The organism is Mycolicibacterium hippocampi (genome assembly GCF_010723735.1).
GTDB classification, from domain to species: domain Bacteria; phylum Actinomycetota; class Actinomycetes; order Mycobacteriales; family Mycobacteriaceae; genus Mycobacterium; species Mycobacterium hippocampi.
In genome coordinates this window covers 2,533,532-2,553,389 of record NZ_BLLB01000002.1, presented here as the reverse complement: position 1 = coordinate 2,553,389, position 19,858 = coordinate 2,533,532, and the positions used below count along the sequence as shown (strand labels likewise).

20 protein-coding genes are annotated in these 19,858 nt (G+C 65.8%); 12 read left to right on the top strand and 8 right to left on the bottom strand.

Annotated elements, in window-relative coordinates; all coding sequences use genetic code 11:
• Positions 1–19: 19 nt before the first annotated feature.
• Positions 20–1,279 (top strand): HNH endonuclease signature motif containing protein, encoded by a 1,260-nt coding sequence (locus G6N53_RS13420; RefSeq protein WP_163889024.1) that lies wholly within the window; start codon positions 20–22, stop codon positions 1,277–1,279.
• Here the strand turns inward: G6N53_RS13420 and G6N53_RS13415 are convergent.
• The 5 genes from G6N53_RS13415 to G6N53_RS13395 are packed head-to-tail and all read right to left on the bottom strand — an operon-like array spanning position 1,276 to position 6,368.
• On the bottom strand, positions 1,276–1,752 hold the full coding sequence (locus G6N53_RS13415; protein ID WP_163889021.1) for a hydrogenase maturation protease: 477 nt from the start codon (positions 1,750–1,752) through the stop codon (positions 1,276–1,278). The two genes, G6N53_RS13420 and G6N53_RS13415, sit on opposite strands and share 4 nt — an antisense overlap.
• Positions 1,749–3,218, bottom strand: a complete 1,470-nt coding sequence (locus tag G6N53_RS13410; protein WP_163889019.1) for a Ni/Fe hydrogenase subunit alpha — start codon at positions 3,216–3,218, stop codon at positions 1,749–1,751. Before G6N53_RS13410 ends, G6N53_RS13415 begins: the two co-directional genes overlap by 4 nt.
• Positions 3,219–3,232: 14 nt before the next feature.
• Complete coding sequence (locus G6N53_RS13405; protein WP_163889017.1) at positions 3,233–3,850, bottom strand: NADH-quinone oxidoreductase subunit B family protein; 618 nt, start codon at positions 3,848–3,850, stop codon at positions 3,233–3,235.
• Positions 3,847–4,560, bottom strand: a complete 714-nt coding sequence (locus G6N53_RS13400; protein WP_163889015.1) for a 2Fe-2S iron-sulfur cluster-binding protein — start codon at positions 4,558–4,560, stop codon at positions 3,847–3,849. The genes G6N53_RS13405 and G6N53_RS13400 overlap by 4 nt, the downstream gene beginning before the upstream one ends.
• Positions 4,557–6,368 (bottom strand): NAD(P)H-dependent oxidoreductase subunit E, encoded by a 1,812-nt coding sequence (locus G6N53_RS13395; RefSeq protein WP_237166514.1) that lies wholly within the window; start codon positions 6,366–6,368, stop codon positions 4,557–4,559. Before G6N53_RS13395 ends, G6N53_RS13400 begins: the two co-directional genes overlap by 4 nt.
• Before the next feature lie 139 nt (positions 6,369–6,507).
• On the opposite strand from G6N53_RS13395, the gene G6N53_RS13390 reads away from it, so the two are divergent.
• From G6N53_RS13390 to arcC, 5 genes are all read left to right on the top strand, one after another.
• On the top strand, positions 6,508–6,858 hold the full coding sequence (locus tag G6N53_RS13390; RefSeq protein ID WP_163889011.1) for a cupin domain-containing protein: 351 nt from the start codon (positions 6,508–6,510) through the stop codon (positions 6,856–6,858).
• Positions 6,859–6,990: 132 nt separating this feature from the next.
• Positions 6,991–8,469 carry an arginine-ornithine antiporter gene (gene arcD, locus G6N53_RS13385; RefSeq protein WP_163889009.1) on the top strand — a complete coding sequence of 493 codons (1,479 nt, stop codon included), beginning with the start codon at positions 6,991–6,993 and terminating at the stop codon, positions 8,467–8,469.
• On the top strand, positions 8,466–9,725 hold the full coding sequence (locus G6N53_RS13380; RefSeq protein WP_163889007.1) for an arginine deiminase: 1,260 nt from the start codon (positions 8,466–8,468) through the stop codon (positions 9,723–9,725). The genes arcD and G6N53_RS13380 overlap by 4 nt, the downstream gene beginning before the upstream one ends.
• A 12-nt stretch (positions 9,726–9,737) precedes the next feature.
• Positions 9,738–10,742 (top strand): ornithine carbamoyltransferase, encoded by a 1,005-nt coding sequence (locus G6N53_RS13375; protein ID WP_163889005.1) that lies wholly within the window; start codon positions 9,738–9,740, stop codon positions 10,740–10,742.
• Positions 10,743–10,748: 6 nt separating this feature from the next.
• A complete protein-coding gene (gene arcC, locus G6N53_RS13370) occupies positions 10,749–11,657 on the top strand; it encodes a carbamate kinase (protein ID WP_163889003.1) in 909 nt (302 codons plus the stop codon).
• A gap of 44 nt (positions 11,658–11,701) precedes the next feature.
• Here the strand turns inward: arcC and G6N53_RS30770 are convergent, their stop codons facing one another.
• Both G6N53_RS30770 and G6N53_RS13360 read right to left on the bottom strand, forming a co-directional pair.
• Positions 11,702–11,959, bottom strand: coding sequence for an Rv2628 protein family (locus G6N53_RS30770; protein WP_163889001.1), 258 nt, complete (start codon positions 11,957–11,959; stop codon positions 11,702–11,704).
• 114 nt (positions 11,960–12,073) lie between these two features.
• Positions 12,074–13,057: a magnesium transporter gene (locus G6N53_RS13360; protein ID WP_163888999.1), complete on the bottom strand. Its 984-nt coding sequence runs from the start codon at positions 13,055–13,057 to the stop codon at positions 12,074–12,076.
• A 161-nt stretch (positions 13,058–13,218) separates the two neighbouring features.
• Here G6N53_RS13360 and G6N53_RS13355 point away from each other — a divergent pair, with 161 nt between their 5' ends.
• Positions 13,219–14,028 (top strand): universal stress protein, encoded by an 810-nt coding sequence (locus tag G6N53_RS13355; RefSeq protein WP_163888997.1) that lies wholly within the window; start codon positions 13,219–13,221, stop codon positions 14,026–14,028.
• A gap of 12 nt (positions 14,029–14,040) precedes the next feature.
• On the opposite strand, the gene G6N53_RS13350 is transcribed toward G6N53_RS13355, so the two are convergent.
• Positions 14,041–14,463 carry a nitroreductase/quinone reductase family protein gene (locus G6N53_RS13350; RefSeq protein WP_163888995.1) on the bottom strand — a complete coding sequence of 141 codons (423 nt, stop codon included), beginning with the start codon at positions 14,461–14,463 and terminating at the stop codon, positions 14,041–14,043.
• Between the two features lie 187 nt (positions 14,464–14,650).
• Here G6N53_RS13350 and G6N53_RS13345 point away from each other — a divergent pair, with 187 nt between their 5' ends.
• The 5 genes from G6N53_RS13345 to G6N53_RS13325 are packed head-to-tail and all read left to right on the top strand — an operon-like array spanning position 14,651 to position 19,857.
• Entirely contained in the window at positions 14,651–14,911 is a 261-nt protein-coding gene (locus G6N53_RS13345) for a hypothetical protein (RefSeq protein WP_163888993.1), read from the top strand.
• Positions 14,908–16,713, top strand: a complete 1,806-nt coding sequence (acsA, locus tag G6N53_RS13340; protein WP_163888991.1) for an acetate--CoA ligase — start codon at positions 14,908–14,910, stop codon at positions 16,711–16,713. Before G6N53_RS13345 ends, acsA begins: the two co-directional genes overlap by 4 nt.
• Entirely contained in the window at positions 16,710–17,705 is a 996-nt protein-coding gene (gene pdhA, locus G6N53_RS13335) for a pyruvate dehydrogenase (acetyl-transferring) E1 component subunit alpha (RefSeq protein ID WP_163888989.1), read from the top strand. Before acsA ends, pdhA begins: the two co-directional genes overlap by 4 nt.
• Positions 17,702–18,679, top strand: coding sequence for an alpha-ketoacid dehydrogenase subunit beta (locus G6N53_RS13330; RefSeq protein WP_163888987.1), 978 nt, complete (start codon positions 17,702–17,704; stop codon positions 18,677–18,679). Before pdhA ends, G6N53_RS13330 begins: the two co-directional genes overlap by 4 nt.
• Complete coding sequence (locus G6N53_RS13325; RefSeq protein ID WP_163888985.1) at positions 18,676–19,857, top strand: dihydrolipoamide acetyltransferase family protein; 1,182 nt, start codon at positions 18,676–18,678, stop codon at positions 19,855–19,857. Before G6N53_RS13330 ends, G6N53_RS13325 begins: the two co-directional genes overlap by 4 nt.
• Position 19,858 lies beyond the last annotated feature (1 nt).

The window sequence follows — 19,858 nt, the reverse complement described above, 5'->3', positions numbered from 1 at the left end:
CTTCTGCTTTGATGGTGGCATGTCTTCGGCGGCAACTTCTTTGGCTCCCAAGGAGCGTCTTGAGGTGTTGTTCGACGAGTTGTCGGAGCTGGCGGGGCAGCGTAACGCGATCGATGGTCGGATCGTGGAGATCGTCGCCGAGATCGACCGCGACGAACTCTGCGGTCTGACCGGGGCCCGATCGGTGGCCGGGTTGGTGGCCTGGAAACTGGGCACCTCACCGACCAACGCGCACACCATCACCACCATCGCAGGCCGGCTCGCAGAGTTTCCGCGCTGCACCCGAGGGTTACGCGACGGGCGATTGTCACTGGATCAGGTCGGGGTGATCGCCGGACGCGCCGCCGCCGGCTCCGACGCCCATTACGCGCAGCTGGCCGAATCGGCGACGGTCACCCAACTACACACCGCCCTCAAAGCCGCCCCCCGACCCAAACCCGAACCCAAGCCGCAACCCCAACCGGAGCCCGACCCGGTGTGGGAGCGGTCGGTCATCAAAACCGGCGACGACACCCACGCCACCTACCGGATCCGGCTCCCGCACGACGAAGCCGCGGTCGTCGACGCCGCGCTGGCCTCCCACCTCGAGGCGCTGGCCGCCGACTGGAAACACCACCACAACACCGGCAGTCGGGTGTCGGATCAGGCGCCGCCGCTGCCGAGCACCGCGGATGCGTTCATGAGCCTGGTTGAAGCCGGCTGGGACACCGAGGTGGCGCGCCGGCCGCACGGCCAACGCACCACCGCGGTGATGCTCGTCGACGTCGACCAGCAGGTCGCGTCGCTGCATCTGGGGCCGCTGCTGTCCGACAGCGAACGCCGCATGATGCTCTGTGATGCCACCTGTGAGGTGTGGTTCGAACGCCACGGCCGCGTCATCGGCGCCGGGCGGGCCACCCGCACCGTCAACCGGCGGCTACGCCGGGCGTTGGAGCACCGCGACCGCTGCTGCGTGGTCCCCGGCTGCGGCGCCACCCGCGGCCTGCACGCCCATCACCTGCGGCACTGGGAAGACGGCGGCCCCACCGAACTCGACAACCTGGTCTTGCTCTGCCCTTACCACCACCGCATGCACCACCTCGGCGTGATCACCCTCACCGGACCTGCGCACCGCCTCACAGTCACCGACAACGACGGCCAGGAACTCAGGTCGGGATCCCTGGCCCGACCACCCACTACGCCACCCCCGGCCGTCGCCCCCTACCGAGGACCGACCGGCGAACGCGCCCAATGGAAGTGGTACACCCCCTACCAACCACCACCACCAACCGACAACTAGCTTGCCGGTAGTCGATCTGAGCGCTGCGACGAGAGATAGGCCGTCGCGTCTTCGAGGTTGCGCTGCGCCGCCATGGTCAAACCGATCTCGAGTTCGAACTCGAACCCCCTGATCGCCAGGACGTGCACCTCCGGCAGGCGCTGGAAGCACTGCTGACAGGTCGCCATGATCGCGGGGATCGAGATGGCGTGGGAGGTGAACGTGAAGTCCATTTTCGGCACCGCCCGCTGTAGCGTGAACGACTGTACCGCTTCGTCTTTGGTGGCGTCGATGAACAGCACCCGCCTCTTGGTGCTGAGCAGTTCGGCGTCCTCGAGTAGCAGCTGGTAGTTGCGCTGCAGCTGGGCACTCGGGCAGTGTCCGTTCGCCTCGAGCCAGTCGATGAAGGCCCAACCCAGGCCGTCGTCCTGTCGGCCCACGTTGCCGATCCCGTAGATCAGGCAGGAGTCGTCGTCGTACTCGTCGAGGTTCACGACCGAACACGCTCGTTGATCACGTTGCCCGCCGGCCCTTCGACGGTGACGATCAGCGGCATCTGCCCGAACGCGTGCGTCGCGCAACTCAGACAGGGGTCGAACGCCCGAATCCCGACCTCGATGGCGTTCATCATCGCTTCGGTGATCTCGCCGTGGCCCACCAGGTAGTCCTCGGCCACCGAACGCACCGTGCGGTTGAGGACCTGGTTGTTGTGTGTGGTCGCCACGATGAGGTTGGCGAAGGTGATGTCGCCTTCCGCGCCGGCGCGGTAGTGATGCAGCAGCGTGCCACGAGGGGCTTCCACGACGCCGACACCCTCACCGACCCAGTCGCCCGCCGCGGGTGTCACTACTAGGTCTTCCTTCTGCAGGTCGGGGTCGCGCAGCAGCTGTTCGATCAGTTCCGCGGCGTGGAGCACTTCGATGGTCCGCGCCCAGTTCGTGTGCAGCGTCATGTTGTTCGGTGCGCCGGCGGTGTAGGCGTGGAAGCGCTCCAACGCCTGCTGCGCGAGTGGGGTCGGCAGGGAGTTCGTGACGTTCATCCGCGCGAGCGGGCCTACCCGAACCGAGCCCTTCTCCCGACCAAGCTCCTTCAGGAAGGGGAACTTCATGTAACTCCACGGTTCGACAGCCTCCGAGAAGTGGTCGAGGTAGTCGTGATAGTCGAGTTCACGGACGATGCGCTTGTTCTCGTCGACGATCCGCAGTGCCCCGTGGTAATAGTCCACGTTGCCGCCGGCGTCGACCAGGGACATGTTCAGAGCCGGAACGTTCGCGAAAGCGTCCACCTGGCTGCGGTTCTTCTCGTGGAAGTCGTAGAACAGGCGAAGGCCGTCCTGGGCGTAGTCGAGTACCTCGTCGAGCGATGGCAAACCGTCCTCGCCGTTGAGCAGCCGGTCACATTCGGCACGACTGAGATTCTTGTCGACACCTCCCGGCACCGAATTGATGCCGTGCATCCTCCTCCCGAAGACGGTCTTGATGACCTCCTGACCCCACTTGCGCAGCATGATCACCCGTCGCATGAGTTCGGGGTTGGCCTCGACGAGGCCGAGTAGGTTGCGCTGCTCGGGCGCGGCGTCCATCCCGAACATCATCTCGGGGACAACGAGGTAGAAGTACGCCGTCGCATGGGATTGCAGCATCTGCGCGTAGTGGCCCAGACGGCGGATCTTCTCGGCCGTCGGCGTGATCCCGGTTGCCGAGTGCACACCGACGCCGACGATGTCGTCGAGAACCTTTGCGCCACAGAGGTGGTGGCTGACAAAACAGATTCCGCAGATGCGCTGCATCAGCATCGGCGCCTCCCAGAACGGATGGCCCTGTACGAACTTCTCGAATCCGCGGAACTCGACGACGTGCAGCCGGGCATCGACGACGTTGCCGTCGTCGTCGAGGTTCACGGTCACCTTGCCGTGCCCCTCGATCCGAGTGACCGGGTCGATGACGAGTTTTCTGCTCACGCGGGTCTCCGAGGTCAGTCGTAGTGGTTCAGCGAGCGGGGCAACACGACCGGTCGACCGTGTATCAGGTCGTCGAGGACGGTGAAGATGGCGTCCGCGTCCGGGGGGCAGCCGGGGATGAAGTAATCCATCTCGACCACCTCGTGACAGGGGTGGACCTTGGTGGTGATCCGGGGGATGTCCGGATGGGAGGGGACAACACGTTCGGCGCCCGGGACCGCTGTCGGCGAGTCGAGATAGGCCTCCGCCAGACAGTCTTTCAACTCGAAGACATTGCGCATCGCCGGGATGCCGCCCCAGACGGCACAGGCGCCGACGGAGATGAGCACATCACAGTTCTCCCGGAAATGGCGCAGTGTCTCGATGTTGTCCTCGTTGGCGACACCACCTTCGATGAACCCGATGGCGCAGCGTTCGGTGATCCGTTTGATGTCGGTGAGCGAGGACCGGTGAATGGTGACTTTCGTCAACAGCGGCACGATCCGCTCGTCCATGTCGAGAAACGACAGGGTGCATCCCCAGCAGCCGCACAGACTGATCATCGCCACGTTGATCTTGCCGTCGCGGCCCGCCGACAGGGCAGGATCGGGTGGCGTCTTGGGTAGTTGGTCCGACCTGGTTTCCTCGGTCACGGTGCCTCTGACTCGTCTGCCGGGTCGAGGGCCCGGTCGCGAACGGATTTCACTTCGTACTTGCGGCGGCCGATGGGCACGTCGTATCCGACCCCCTTTTCCAGGATGGCGCCTACCGGACAGATCTCCACCGCGTAGCGGACCTGCTCGATCGGCATGGCGTCGGCCCTTTCGGCATCAACTTCGATGCGCGACTCGCGACCGCGGTGGCTGATGCTGAAGATCTTCTGCCCGTCGTCGTCGCGGACGAATTCCACGCACCGTTGGCAGAAGATGCAGCGATCCCGCTCGAGCCAGATCCGCTCGGACGCGTGGTCGCGTTCGCGCACCGGGAACCGGTACGGGAAGCGGGACACCAGCATGTCCACCTCGTAGCCGACCGCCTGGAGAGTGCAGCGGCCGCTCTTCTCGCAACTCGGACAGTTGTGGTTGCCCTCGGTGAAGAGCAACTCCACCAATGCCTTCCGCATGTCTTTGGTCTCCGGTTCGTCGACCTCGACGATCATCCCGTCGCGCACCCGAACCGTGCACGCCGCGACCACGACGCCGTCCACCTTGACCGAGCACGCCCGGCAGGTCCCCAGGCATGGTTTGCCCTCGAGGTAACACAGTGTCGGGATGTACACACCTGCCTCCGCGGCGACATCGACCAGGACGCGATTCTCCTCGGTGGACACCGGAGTTCCGTCGATCTCGATTCGGATGCTCATGTCGTCGGATCCGTTCCCAATTCGGTGAGTGCATCGCCGTATCCGGCGAGGGCCGCCTGGAGGTCGAACGACGGCAGCAGGACGTCTGTCTCCCCGCCCCGCAGCCTGCTGCGATACATCTCCGGAAACTTGTTCAGACTCGTCAGGATCGGATTGGCTGCGGTGGCCCCGAGTCCACACCGGCTGGTCCTTTGGACCAGGGCTCCCCAACTGGCCGCGTCGTCCAGGTCGCTCTGGACCGCGACACCCGCGAGGATGCGCTCCATCTTCTCGTGCAGATCGACGGTGCCCGCCCGGCACGGAACACAGATGCCGCAGGATTCGTCGCGGAAGAACCGGGTGTAGTCCTTGACGCAGTCGAGCAGGTCGCGGGTGGCATCGAAGACGGTGACGGCGCCGTTGCAGGGGATGTCTTCGTACGCGATCCGGCGGTGACCGTCGGCCTTCACCGAGAGGCACTCCCCCGAAGGGCCACTGATCTGGACCGCCCGAGCGTCCTGGGCGCCGACCATGGCCAGCACTTCGTCGAGGGTGATACCCCATTCGACCTCGTAGACGCCCGGTCGGCCGCAGTCGCCGGCGACGCTCAGCAGGCGCGTGCCTGCCGAGGTGGGTGTACCCATACTGCGGAACCATTCGGCGCCTTCGGCCGCGACCCGACCTGCGGCAGCAAAGGTTTCGACGTTGTTCACGCAGGTGGGGTTGCCGAGGTATCCCTGCTGGATCGGGTAGGGCGGTTTCAGCCGCGGTGTCCCCCGGTTGCCCTCGCAGGATTCGATCAGTGCGGACTCTTCGCCACAGACGTAGGCGCCGGCGCCCATCTGGATGCGGATGTCGAAATCGAAGCCCGGCAGCCCACCGACATCGGATCCGAGGAGTCCGTCGTCGCGGAGTTCCTGCAGCTGGCGTTCCAGATACCGCCGGAGGTAGATGTATTCGGCTCGTAGATAGATGATCCCGTGCCTGGCGCCGATCGCGTAGGCGGCGACGACCATACCGGTGAAAACGTCCTTGGGTGAGCGGGTGAGCAGCGCCCGGTCCTTGAACGTGCCGGGTTCACCCTCGTCGGCGTTGCAGATGACATATTTGTCGGCGCCCGGCGCAGCCCGGCACAGCCGCCACTTCAGCCCGGTGGCGAAGCCGGCACCCCCGTATCCGCGCAGCCCTGACTCGGTGATGGCGTCGATGATCTGCTCAGGGGTACCGGCGAGGCAGCGCTTCAGTGTCACCTGGTGATCGACCTGACCGCAGAAGAACACCGGGCCGCGGGTGTGGACGTTGGACTCCACCAGGCTGTCGACATAGCCGACGTCGTCAGCGGGAAGCCCGGCCGGGTTGGCGATGTCCGCGGGGGTTCTGCCCGTCTTCAACTGGCCGATGATGTCTGCGACGCTGTCGGGCGTCACCCGGGTGAACACCACGTCGTCGAGCAACATCGCCGGCTCCTGGTCACTGAGCCCGATGCACGGCGTCTCGAACAGGCCGAACATCCCTGTCCCGGTCTCGCCGAAGCGGACCCCTGTCTCATGCTCCAGCGCGTCGTGCACCGCCTGGTATCCGCGTGATTTGGCGATCACCGTGTTGCTCAGAAAAATGCGGTACCTGCCTGACGGCTCGGTGTGGAAGAAGTGGTAGAACGACGCCGTCTCCGCGATGTCACGTGCAGTCCGGTTCAACGCGGTCGCCATCGGCGGGAGGTGGTCATCGGGAATGTAGCCGTACAGATTCTGGATGTCCCAGAGGATGTCGATCAGCCGGGTGCCGTCGAAGCCATAGCGCCGCAGCACGGCGTCGATGTCCGGGTTCACCGAAACCATCTTCCTCTGTTGCTGAGGAGTGACCAGGGCATTTGGTCACTTTGCGACATCGTGCCGGAACTGGTCTGGTCCAAGAGATACGGTGAACAGTTCGACGACTGTCCGGGCACGACCCGACCGAGGAGGGTCCATGAACAAGATCTCGCTGACGGCGTTGGCCCGCGAGCAGCTGGCAGGCGCTGAACGTGCTTCCAGCGGGCGTAGTGCACACACCGTGTACGGCGGCCACGAACACGTCCTGCGGCAGACCGTGATCGCACTGGTGGCTGGTCAGAAGCTGGACGAACACCAGAATCCCGGCGAAGCCACCGTCCACGTCCTGCATGGACGCGTACGGCTGATCGCCGGTGACGACAGCTGGGAGGGTTCCGCCGGGGATCTCATCATCGTGCCGGATTCACGCCACTCACTGGAGGCCGTCGAGGGTTCCAGTGTGCTGCTGACCGTGGCGAAATCCACTTCCCCACAAGCCGGCTCGTAGCCGCGGCGCGGGCAGGTGACCTAAGCGTCCGAAACCGAGGACCAAAGCCTCCTCTCTGCACGCCGGTGGTGTCCATAGCGTCGGTGGCGCGGTGTGATCTGGCACACCACCACTCGAGCATGGAGGACGACGATGTCCGAGACACTGGTGTCTCCACCCCCTGAAGCCCGCTCCACCGGTGCGAAACCCGGCCTGGGCCTGGCCGCCCTGACCGCGATCGTCGTCGGTTCGATGATCGGCAGCGGAATCTTCGCGCTGCCTTCGCAGATGGCCGGCAGTGCGGCCCCGGGCCCACTGCTCATCGGTTGGGCGATCACCGGGGTCGGCATGTTGACCCTGGCATTCGTCTTCCAGACCCTGGCCAGCCGCAAACCGGACGTCGACGGCGGTGTCTACGGGTACGCCCGCGCCGGTTTCGGCAACTACATCGGGTTCACCTCGGCGTTCGGCTATTGGGTGTCGGCGTGGGTCGGCAACGTGGCCTATCTCGTGCTGTTGTTCTCGACTCTGGGCTACTTCTTCCCTGGGTTCGAGGGCGGCGCAACCGTTCCCGCGATCATCGGCGCCTCGATCGTGTTGTGGGTCGTGCACTTCCTGACGCTTCGCGGCATCCAAACGGCCGCGGCGGTCAACGTGGTGGTGACCATCGCGAAGGTGGTCCCGATCCTGGTGTTCATCGCGATCGCCGCCGTCGGGTTCCGGGCCGGACTGTTCAGCGCCGACTTCTGGGGCCGCACGGCGGAGATCGACGGTGCGCCGCTCGGGGACACGATGACCCAGGTCAAGAACATGATGCTGGTGACCGTGTGGGTGTTCATCGGCATCGAGGGTGCCGCCGTGTACTCGCAGCGTGCCGCCAAGCGTCGCGATGTCGGCCGCGCCACGGTGCTCGGCTTCGTCGGGGTGTTGGCCCTGTTGCTGATGGTCAACCTGCTGTCGTACGGCCTGATGACCCAGGCCGAGCTCGCCGGGGTCGCCGATCCGTCGATGGCCGGGGTGCTGGAGAACGAGGTGGGCGCCTGGGGCGCGGCATTCATCTCGATCGGTTTGGTGGTCTCACTGCTCGGCGCCCTGATCGCGTGGGTGATGCTCTGTGTCGAGATCCTGCGGCTACCCGCCCTCGAACATGTGATGCCGCGGGCGCTGGCTCGGGAGAACTCTCACGGCGCACCGGCAAATGCCTTGTGGCTGACTAACATCTGTGTTCAGGCCCTGCTGCTGTGGACTCTGGCCAACGCCAGCACCTACACCAACCTGGTGTACCTGGCGACGTCGCTGATCTTGCTGCCCTACCTGTGGTCGGCCGCCTACCAGGTGCTGCTGGCGGTGCGCGGCGAGACGTACGCGTCCGGCGGTGGACGCACCCGCGATCTGCTGATCGGCATCGTCGCGCTCGGGTACGCGGTGTGGCTGGTGTATGCGGGCGGGTGGCAGTACCTGCTGGTGGCGGCGATGTTCTACCTCGCGGGCACCGCGCTGTACCTGTGGGCACGACGAGAAAGCCGGCTCCCGGCGTTCAGCAAGCCCGAATTCGTGGTGGTGGCGGTGGTGGCGCTGACATCGGTGCTGGCCGCCGTGCTGATGGCAACCGGAAACCTGTCGGTCCTGTGAGCGCGACCGAATCCCGGCTCGGCGTCTGGTCGGAGGCCGGCAAGCTGCGTCGCGTCATGGTCTGCGCTCCCGGCCTGGCCCACCAGCGGCTCACCCCGCAGAACTGTCACGAGTTGCTGTTCGACGACGTCATCTGGCTGCAGCAGGCCCGACGTGACCACTTCGACTTCGTCGCCAAGATGGTCGACCGCGGCGTCGAGGTGCTCGAGCTCCAGGATCTGCTCGGCGACGTCGTGGCCAAGCCCGACGCCCGCGAGTGGGTGCTGGATCGCACGGTGACCGACGACCTCGTCGGACCGGCGCTCACCCGGGAGATCCGGTCCTGGCTGACCGAACTGTCGCCGGACCGGCTGGCGGAGTTCCTGATCGGCGGCGTGGCCTACCAGGACGTGATCGACGAGGTGGACAGCGGCTTCCTGTCGCTGTTCAACGAGTTGGACCCCGCAGGGTTTGTCGTCCGGCCGCTACCGAACACACAGTTCATGCGCGACAACTCCGCCTGGATCTTCGACGGCGTGACGCTCAACCCGATGTACTGGCCGGCACGGCGCCGCGAGACGCTGCTCACCACCGCCGTCTACAGGTTCCACCCTGCCTTCGCGGATCAGGAGTACAACGTGTGGCTGGGCGATCCCGACGGACTGCCCGCCGATCGCGGCCTGGCCACCCTCGAGGGCGGCGACGTGATGCCGATCGGCAAGGGGCTCGTCGTGATCGGCATGGGCGAGAGATCCTCCCACCAGGCGATCACGCAGGTGGCCCGCAACTTGTTCGCCGCCGGGGCGGCCGAACGGGTGATCGTCGCCAGCCTGCCGAAGACCCGTTCGGCGATGCACCTGGACACGGTGTTCACCTTCTGCGACCGCGACCTGGTGACGGTGTTCGCGCCGATCGTCGACGGGATCGTGCCGATCAGCCTTCGGCCCGACGACAGCTCACCATCCGGCTTGGACGTCCGGCGCGAACCCCGGGGCCTGATCGAGACGATCGGCGACGCCGTCGGTGTGGAGTTCCGGGTCGTCACCACCGCCGGTGATGTCTACGGCGTGCAGCGCGAACAGTGGGATGACGGCAACAACGTGGTCGCGCTCGAACCGGGCGTGGTCATCGGCTACGACCGCAACACCCTGACCAACACCGCCCTGCGTAAGGCCGGGGTGGAGGTCGTCACCATCGACGCCAGCGAGCTGGGCCGCGGCCGCGGCGGTGGCCGGTGCATGACCTGTCCGATCCTGCGCGACCCGCTCTACACCTGAAGGACATCTGCCATGGCATTCAACACCCGAAACCGCAGCCTGCTCAGCCTCGTTCACCACACCGATCGGGACCTGCACTATCTGCTCGATCTGGCGCGCGATCTCAAGCGCGCCAAATATTCAGGCAGTCCGCGTAACAGCCTGGCGGGCAAGAACATCGCGCTGATCTTCGAGAAGACGTCCACCCGTACCCGCTGTGCATTCGAGGTCGCCGCGTACGACGAGGGCGCTCACGTCACCTACATCGATCCGACGTCGTCGCAGATCGGGCACAAGGAGTCGATGAAGGACACCGCACGGGTGCTGGGCCGGATGTACGACGCCATCGAGTACCGGGGCGCCGCCCAGGAGACCGTCGACGAACTCGCAGAGTACGCAGGGGTGCCCGTTTTCAACGGGCTCACCGACGAGTTCCACCCGACCCAGATGCTCGCCGACGTGCTGACCATGACCGAGCACTGCCCGAAACCGTTGCACGACATCTCGTATGCGTTTGTCGGCGACGGCCGCAACAACATGGCCAACTCCCTGTTGCTGGTGGGAGCCAAACTGGGAATGGATGTCCGCATCGGCGCGCCGAAGCAACTGTGGCCCAGCGATGCCCACGTGGCGATGTGCCAGGACTTCGCCGCCGCATCCGGGGCGAGGATCACCATCACCGATGATCCGGGCGAGGCGGTCAGCGAGGTCGACTTCATCCACACCGATGTGTGGGTGTCGATGGGGGAACCGCTGGAGACGTGGGGTGAGCGGATCGACATGCTGCTCCCCTTCCAGGTGAACTCGGCGCTGATCAAGGCAGCCGCCAACCCGCGGGTGAAGTTCATGCACTGCCTGCCGGCCTACCACAACTGCGAGACGACACTCGGCGCCAAGATCGCGGCCCAGTATCCGGTGCTGTCCAACGGGATCGAGGTCACCGAGGATGTCTTCGAGAGCCCGGTCAACATCGCCTTCGAGCAGGCGGAGAACCGGATGCACACCATCAAGGCCGTGCTCGTCTCGGCACTGAGCTGATCCGTTGTGAGGATCGTGATCGCGCTGGGCGGGAACGCGCTGTTGAAGCGGGGCCAACCGATGACCGCGGACAATCAGCGGGCGAACATCCGCATCGCCGCGGAGTGCATCGCCGCCATCACCGCGGGGAACGAGATCGTCGTGGCGCACGGCAACGGACCCCAGGTCGGGCTGTTGGCGCTGCAGGCCGCGGCCTACCACGAGGTGGCGCCCTACCCACTCGATGTGCTCGGGGCCCAGACCGAGGCGATGATCGGCTACGTCATCGAGCAGGAGTTGGGCAACCTGCTGCCGGCTGAGCAGTCGCTGGCCACCCTGCTGACGATGATCGAGGTCGACCGCGGCGACCCCGCGTTCGACCACCCCACCAAGCCGATCGGGCCGGTCTACGACCGGGCCACAGCAGAGCGACTGCGAGCGGCCAGCGGCTGGACCATCGCCGCCGACGGTGACATGTTCCGGCGGGTGGTGCCCAGCCCGAAACCCAAGCGAATCTTCGAGATCGGACCGATCCGAAACCTGGTCGAGCACGGCACGATCGTGATCTGTGCCGGTGGTGGCGGTATCCCGACCATGTACGACGAACGCGGGGACCTGCGTGGCGTCGAAGCCGTCATCGACAAGGACCTCGCCTCCGCGCTGCTGGCCGAGCAACTGGACGCCGACCTGCTTGTCATCGCCACCGACGTCGACGGCGTCTACCTCGACTGGGGCACCCCGGCTCAGACGCGCCTGGGCCGAGTCACCCCCGACGACCTCGCGGGTGCGGACTTTCCGGCAGGTTCGATGGGCCCCAAAGTCCAAGCCGCATGCGACTTCACGCGCCACACCGGCAACGAAGCCGTCATCGGGGCACTCAGCGACATCACCGGGATCGTCGAGGGCAGCGCGGGAACACGCGTCCGAATGCCGTGACGCCGTGCACAAACGCCTCGTCCCGCGCCGATCCGCCGGAAGCTCTAGACAGCGATCGTCACTTCGACCGAGAGACGGTCAGCGATCGCATACGCAGCCGCCCACTGGCCGTCACGCACCGTCTGTGCAAGATCCTCGGCCAACGGGCTGTGCACGTCGAGGTCGGCAAGCCACGCCGACACCGTGCCGGCGATCCCGTCAACCGACACGCGAGCAGTACGTCCCTCGTGTAACCGGTCCGTGAGCTGGTAGGTCGGCGCGGCATCCCGGTGTGCACGTATCCGGTGGTTCAGTGATCTCATGATCAGCCCCCTCGCCCTATCCCTCGATCAGACCACCAGCGAACGTCTGAGGTGAGGGGCGAAGGCACGTGCTCGATGCTGCCTAGGTCCCGCAGTGAGGAGGACTTTCGGCAGTCACGAAAGCAGTAGCGTCACCGCTACAAGGTAAATTCCGATCGACAGCAGATCCTGGATCACGGTGGCCAACGGTCCCGAACCGAACGCGGGATCCTTGCCCAGCCGGTTGAACAGCCAGGGCAGCACCAGTGCCACCAGAGTGGCGATCGCGCTGGCGGCCAGCAAAGCGACGGCCACCGCGCAGGCAAGCATCCAGTCGCCGACCATCAGACCCACCATCGGCAAGATGACAACGCCCAGCAACACGCCCACCAGGAGCCCCGTCAGCACTTCCGGACGAAGGATGCGGCGGATTCCCACGCCCACCGACAGCCCGCGGATGGCGACGGTCTCGGTCTGCGTGCCGACGGCATCAGCAAGGTAGACGATGCCCGGCACGAAGTATGCGACCGCGAGCGTCGCGCCGAGTCGAGCCTCGAACGCCGCCATCAGCCCCGCGGCGACCATAGCGCCGATGAGCCCGACGAACAGCCACGGCATTCGGTGCCACAGCCGCCGCCTGACACTCTCCACTGTGGTCGTTCTCGCCTCTTGGACCGAGTGCAGGAAGCCACCCAACCGTGCCATGTCCTCGTCGTGCTCGGCCAGCAGGACCGCCAGCAACTGCTGAGGGGCGATCAGTCCGCGAAATCGCCCTTCGCCGTCGACCACAGCGAGGCCGGGTTCTCCACGCTGCACCGCCTGCCACGCCGCATGCTCCTGATCGGTGTCGGGTGCCACGACCGGTGGCGTCGCATCCATCACATCCGACAGCGTGGCGCCCTCCGGCGCAGCGAGGATGCTCTCGATGGTGGCGACGCCGATCAGGCGATCGCTGTCGAGCACCGCTACCGTCGCGGCACTGTCGTACTTCGCACCGCGCATTCGGTCGAGCGTTGCAGTGGCCAAGTCATCGGCTGCGGCAATGGGCACCCGCGTCGATGCATGTGACAGCGCGGTGCCCGTAGCTCCGATCGGATCGAGGATGAGGTCACGCGGCATGCGACCGGACTCTACCGACTGGCGAGTTGAGACAGTGATCGGCGAAAATTGGGGTCCTGATGAGAGGACCATCGGCCCACATACGGGGACTTTCGCCTCAATCCGCTCGTGCCGACTCCCGATACCGTTGAGACACGAAGTGGAGAGGAAAGGGTGAGACGATGAACGACAACCACCCCACCGCGCCGGTCATCGCAGGCATCGACGGTTCCGAAGCGGCTGTGCAGGCGGCCCTGTGGGCGGTCGACGAAGCCCTCAGCCGAGACGTGCCGCTGCGTCTGGTCTACGTGACCAAGGCCACCCACCCGTCGGCTGAGGACTACGAAAGCGACGTGCAGCACGGCAAAGCCTCGCTACACACGGCACAGGCTGCCGTCGAAGCTTGCAGCCGTCCGGTGAAGGTCGAGACCGCCATCGTCACGGGACCTCCCGGTGCGGCTCTGATCGCGGAATCCGATGATGCCGAGCTGGTCTGCGTCGGCTCGGTCGGGATCGGACGCTACGTCCGCTCGATACTGGGATCGACGGCAACCGATCTGGCCGAGAAGGCGCACTGCCCCGTTGCGATCATCCGCACCCACACAGACGACGAGTCGTCGCGAGATATCAGCTGGATCGTCGTCGGGGTCAACGACGAACCCGACACCGGCGAGGTCGTCGAGCACGCGTTCCGGGAGGCGGAACTCCGCGACGGCCCGGTACTCGTCATCGGGGAACACAAAACCCGCCTCGGGTCAGGTGAAGGTCTCGACGCCGCGGTCACCAAATGGCGACAACGCCATCCCGACGTACACATCTATCCGGTCGCCGATCAGGCAGATGTCGCGTATTTCCTGAAGCACTTCGACCAGCAGGTCGGCCTTGCCGTGATCGGTGGCACGCAGTCGGGCCAACTTGCCGACATCGTCGGCCCGGCCGGCCATCCCTGGTTCCACCACAGCGAATGTTCTGTCCTGGTCGTCCGTCACTGACCGAGTCGTCCGTCACTGACGGAAACGCGCGCTATCGCTTTCGTCCCACCGCATTTTGAGGAAGCAGTCGACGCCGAACCGTTCGAACACGCGCCGTCGCCGAAGTGACAGCTGCGCTCCGGCGGTTTTGGCATCGATGAGCTGCGGATCGGTGACCGCGTAGGTCCGGCCGTGCACGGTGATCATGGCGTCCCCAGAGGCGACCACGTTGCGTAGCCAGTCGACTCCGGTTCCGTACGGCAACGGCACGATGACACCGTCCGCCACTCGCTCGGCCACTACCGGTGTGGTGTAGGTCTTCCCGGAGCGTCGCCCGGTGTGCCGCAGCGCCGCGGCATACCAGTGCTTCCGGCCGGCCAACAACAGCATCGCCGGGTTCAGCACATGCTTGTTGAAGGTCCGCACCGCGTCCCAGATCATCCTGTTGGTAGGCATCTGTCGATTGTCGTGCGCCGCAGGATGGGTCAGACAGAGCCGACCGGACCAGAAGCGAAGTGACTTAGGGCCTCTGTCAGGGCCCCGATGTAGCGATACAACCGCCGGAAGTGTAAGTGACTTTTGTCTCTATTTCAGCCATCCGGGTTCGCGAACGATGGGTTGCAGCGACTGAAAGGGATCGCCGATGACGCCGCCGAACACCCCGATGTACAAGGATCTGGAGTCGATCTCTTGGGAATTCCTGAAGTCCGAGTTCACCGGGCCCACTTACGCCGAGTGGTCGATCGACCGGCGGCTGCAGGTATACCTTCGCCACCGCGGCCTGACCGCAATCGCCAACGACGGAACCGTATGCGCTGCCCTGTTGGAGCGGGTGATGGCGAACATCGGTCCCGCTCTCCGTCGCGGCGTGTTGAGTCCGCCAAAGGAACAGGTCCCGTCATGACCGTCATCCACAAGACTCCGGAAACCTGGCGACTGCAGCCCAACTTCGTCGACTATCAGCAGACCCGGGCGACTTTCGATTGGACCGAAGTTCCCGACGTCTGCGCCGGCATGCCCTCCGGCGGATGCAATATCGCCTACGCGGCGGTCGACCGGCACGTCGACGGTCCCACGGCGGCCCGCACCGCGCTTCGGTTCGTCACGCAGTCAGATCAGGACGGCACACCCGGCACACGCGACCTGACGTTTGCCGAACTGGGAAGCCTCACGGCGCGATTCACCAATGTGCTGCGCTCGCTGGGCATCGGCAAAGGTGATCGGGTCTTCACGATGATGGACCGCATCCCCGAGCTGTACATCACCATTCTCGGTGCGCTGCGCAACGGCAGCGTGGTGTCTCCGTTGTTCTCCGCATTCGGCCCCGAGCCGATCGCGACCAGGATCGACATCGGCCAGGCCGATGTGCTGGTCACCACCAAGGCCCTCTACCGGCGCAAGATCGCCAAGATCCGGAACAGGCTGGCCTCGGTCAGGTATGTCATCCTCGTCGGAGACGACGGGAAAGCAGAAGTCGTCGGAGACGACGCACCGCTGGATTTCTGGCACCGGATGGAGGCCGTCGACGACGTCGCTCCCATCGAGCCCACCACCGCCGACGACCCAGCCCTGCTGCACTTCACCAGCGGCACCACCGGTACCCCCAAGGGCGCCATCCACGTCCACGGCGCCGTGACGATGCACTTCGTCACCGGGTCCTACGCTCTCGACCTGCACCCAGACGACATCTTCTGGTGCACCGCCGATCCCGGATGGGTCACCGGAATGTCGTACGGCGTGATCACTCCCCTGTTGCACGGCGTCACCTCGATCGTCGACGAGGCGGAGTTCGACGCCGACCGCTGGTACCGAATCCTGCAGGACCAGAATGTGACCGTGTGGTACACCGCACCGACGGCGATCCGCATGCTGATCAAAGCGGGTGCGGAAGTGGCCCGAGACTACCGATTCCCACAGCTGCGGTTCATCGCCAGCGTCGGCGAGCCCCTCAACCCAGAAGCCGTCTGGTGGGGAGAGCGGGTCTTGGGCCTGCCGATCCACGACAACTGGTGGCAGACCGAGACAGGCGGCATCATGATCGCCAACACCCCGGCCTTCGACATCAAACCGGGCTCCATGGGAAGGCCGTTGCCCGGCGTAGATGCCTACGTCGTCCGCCGCGGTGAGGACGGCTCCGTGTCCGTTGTCGATGAGCCCGACGTCGAGGGCGAGTTGGCCCTGAAAACGGGTTGGCCGTCGATGTTCCGCGGCTACCTGCACCAGGAGGAGCGCTACCGGAAATCCTTCACCGATGGCATGTACCTGACGGGTGATCTCGTCAAACGCGACGCCGACGGCTACTTCTGGTTTGTCGGTCGCGCCGACGACGTCATCAAGTCGGCCGGGCATCTCATCGGTCCGTTCGAGGTGGAGAGCGCTTTGACCGATCATCCCGCGGTGGCAGAGGCTGCCGTCATCGGAATCCCGGATCCGACCGTCGGCGAGGTGGTGAAGGCGTTCGTCACAGTCAAGCACGGGTACGACGCCGACGACGCACTGCGAATGGAGTTGTTGGGGCACGCCCGCAAACGGCTCGGAGCTGCGGTGGCGCCCAAGCACATCGAGTTCGTCGACGCGCTGCCGCACACCCGCAGCGGCAAGATCATGCGCCGCCTGTTGAAGGCCCGCGAACTGGGTCTGCCCGAAGGTGACACGTCCACCATCGAGTCGACGCCCGACACCCACGTGACAGAGGCCTCACTATGACCGATACCGATACCACGCCCGACCCGGAGCGGGCCCGGGCACTGCTCTCCGACATGGTGCGGGTGCGGCGCATGGAGGAGAAATGCGCAGAGCTGTACGGCGAAAGCAAGATTCGCGGCTTTCTGCACCTCTATGTCGGTGAGGAGGCGGTGGCCGTCGGGTCGCTGCGCGCCCTGGCCGCCGGCGACGCCGTGGTCGCCACCTACCGCGAGCACGCACATGCGTTGCTGCGGGGCATCCCGATGAAATCGATCATGGCCGAGATGTTCGGTAAGCAGCAGGGCTGCTCACGTGGCCGTGGCGGGTCGATGCATCTGTTCGACGCCGCCACCCGGTTCTACGGCGGCAACGCCATCGTCGCCGGCGGCCTGCCGGTCGCGGCAGGGTTGGCGTTGGCCGACAAGATGCTCGGCCAAAGCCGGGTGACGGCCTGCTATTTCGGCGAGGGGGCTGTCGCCGAAGGGGCGTTCCACGAATCGCTGAACATGGCAGAGCTGTGGCAGCTGCCGGTGTTGTTCTGCTGCGAGAACAACCGCTATGCGATGGGCACCGCGCTGGAGTTGGAGCAGTCACAGCCGGACCTCACGGTGAAGGCGGCGTCGTACCGGATCCCGACCCTCGCGGTGGACGGGATGGACGTCGTCGCCTGCCACGAGGCGGCCCGACAGGGTGCCGACCACATCCGCAACTCCGGTGGCCCGTTCTTCATCGAGTTCCGCACCTATCGATTCCGTGCGCACTCGATGTTCGACCCCGAGCTCTACCGCGACAAGGCCGAAGTCGAGGTATGGCGCCACCGCGACCCCATCGCCGCGTTCTCCGGGAAATGTCTCTCCGAAGACACCCTGTCCGCCGAAGACGTAGCTGCCATCGAGGCCGAGGCCGACCGTGAGGTCGCCGAGGCAGTGGCGTTCGCCGAGGCCGGGACATGGGAGAGCGTCGACGATCTCGAACGCGATGTGTTGACACCACCCTCGGAGATGGTCTTGTGAAGACGACCTATCGCACCGCGATCCACGACGCGATCCGCGACGCCATGCGTGCGGACACCCGAGTGGTGTTGCTGGGGGAGGATATCGGCCGCTACGGGGGAACGTATGCCGTGTCCAAGGGTCTGCTCGACGAGTTCGGCCCGGATCGGGTTCGCGACACCCCGCTGTCGGAGCTGGGCTTCGTCGGAATCGGCATCGGGGCCGCTCTGGGTGGGCTGCGCCCGATCGTCGAAGTGATGACCGTGAACTTCAGCCTGTTGGCGCTCGACCAGATCGTCAACACCGCCGCGGCGCTGCGGCACATGTCGGGCGGCCAGTTCTCGGTCCCACTCGTGGTACGGATGGCCACCGGCGCCGGACGGCAGCTCGGAGCTCAGCACTCACACAGCCTCGAGGGGTGGTACGCGCACATCCCGGGCATCAAGGTGGTGGCCCCGGCGACGGTGGAGGACGCCTACGGAATGCTCGGCGCCGCGCTCGCCGACCCGGACCCGGTCATCATTTTCGAGCACGTCCAGCTCTACAACACGGCGACGGACGTCGAGGCGCTCGGTCCCACCGAATTGTCGGGTGCCGCGGTCCGTCGCAGTGGAGGCGACGTCACGGTGATCACCTACGGCGGTTGCCTACCGAAGGCCCTGGATGCGGCCAACGAGTTGGCACTGGCCGGAATCGACTGCGAGGTAATCGATCTCCGGTCGCTGCGCCCCCTGGACACCGATACCGTCGTCGCGTCGGTGAGCAAGACCCACCGCGCGGTGATCGTCGACGAGGCATGGCGCACCGGCAGTCTGGCGGCGGAGATCAGCGCCCGCATCGTCGAGAACGCATTCTTCGAACTCGACGCTCCCGTCGGCAGGGTCTGCAGCGCCGAGGTGCCGATGCCGTACGCCAAACACCTGGAGCAGGCTGCCCTGCCGCAACCTGCCACGATCGTCGCGGCCGTGAAGAGCCTCTTCGGTAGCCGACCATGATCGAGTTCAAGATGCCGGCTCTCGGCTCGGACATGGACGAGGGAACCCTGCAGGAATGGCTGGTCAAACCGGGTGACGAGGTGGCTCGCGGCCAGGTGGTCGCTGTCGTCGAGACGACCAAGGCCGCGGTGGAGATCGAATGCTGGCACGCCGGGACGGTTCAGGAGCTGCTGGTACCGGTCGGCGACACAGTTCAGGTGGGCACCCCGCTGGCGACCCTGGTGAGTCCCGACGAGACCGACGACGGCGGCCGCCCGAAGGCGGCCGTGGAGACCGCGGAGCCAGCCGTCGCGGAGCCTTCCGTCGCGGTCCCGCCGAGCCCACCCGGTGCGTTCCACCGCCGCCGCTGGGTGTCCCCCGCTGCACGCCGGCTGGCCGCCTCGCTGGGCGTCGACGTCGACACGCTCACCGGCAGCGGCCCACAGGGCGCGGTCACGCTCAGCGACGTGGAACATGCCGCTGCGGCGGCTCCCCGAGAAAAGCCGAGGGCCACCGCGGTTTCCGACCGCGCTGCTGCGATGCGCAAGTCGATCGCGGCGGCGATGAGCCGGTCAAAGCGGGAGATCCCGCACTACTACCTGGCCGACGAGATCACCATGGACCGGGCACTGACCTGGCTGACCGAGCGCAATACGCAGCGGCCGATCACCGAACGCGTGCTGCCGGCCGTGCTGCAACTCAAAGCCGTGGCCGTCGCGGCAGCGCGCTACGGCGAGTTCAACGGGTTCTGGCGTGACCAGGGCTACGAACCTGCCACGGGAGTGCATGTCGGCGTAGCGATCTCGTTGCGCGGCGGCGGATTGGTGGCGCCTGCCATCCATGATGTGCCGGAGAAGAACCTCGACGAGTTGATGGCCGACCTCACCGATCTGGTCGCCCGCGCCAGGGCCGGGTCGTTGCGCAGCTCCGAGATGTCGGATCCGTCCATCACCGTCACGAACCTGGGAGACAAGGGCGTCGACTCCGTGTTCGGGGTGATCTATCCCCCTCAGGTCGCTCTGGTCGGTTTCGGCAAAGCCGCGCAACGGGTGTGTGCGGTCGACGGAGGCATCCGGATCGCCACCACGGTGCAGGCGTCGCTCGCCGCCGATCATCGCGCCAGCGACGGCCACCGGGGCGCATTGTTCCTGGCCACGATCAACGAACTGCTACAGCAGCCAGATGAACTGGAGAAGTGAG